This is a genomic window from Pseudomonas sp. NBRC 100443 (genome assembly GCF_030268185.1).
Taxonomy (GTDB): domain Bacteria; phylum Pseudomonadota; class Gammaproteobacteria; order Pseudomonadales; family Pseudomonadaceae; genus Pseudomonas; species Pseudomonas citronellolis.
This window is the reverse complement of sequence record NZ_BSQE01000112.1, coordinates 1-255: the sequence shown is the minus strand read 5'-3', so window position 1 is coordinate 255 and position 255 is coordinate 1. Positions and strand designations below refer to the sequence as shown.

General features: G+C 65.1%; 1 protein-coding gene. It reads left to right on the top strand.

The window, feature by feature from the left end; genetic code table 11:
* Positions 1–255, top strand: a 255-nt coding sequence (locus QSJ95_RS32775) for a terminase small subunit (protein WP_285647912.1), incomplete at both ends; no start/stop codon positions are given.

Below are 255 nucleotides of genomic sequence, written 5' to 3'. Positions count from 1 at the left end.
AGGGGGACTACCCGGACGGGATCGACCCCTATGCAGAAGCGAAGCTGACGCAAGAGCGTCTGCGCCTCACCGCGGCCCAGGCCTACGCCCAAGAGCAGAAGAACCAGGTCCAGGACAAGCTCCTGGTTCCGGCCCCGTTCGCCACGTTCGCCCTGGCGAAAATCGCCGCCAAGATTGGCTCGGCGCTGGAGACCGTCTGCAAGACGGTGAGTCGCCGCCACCCGGATGCTGATCCCTTGGTGATGGAGTCCTTCG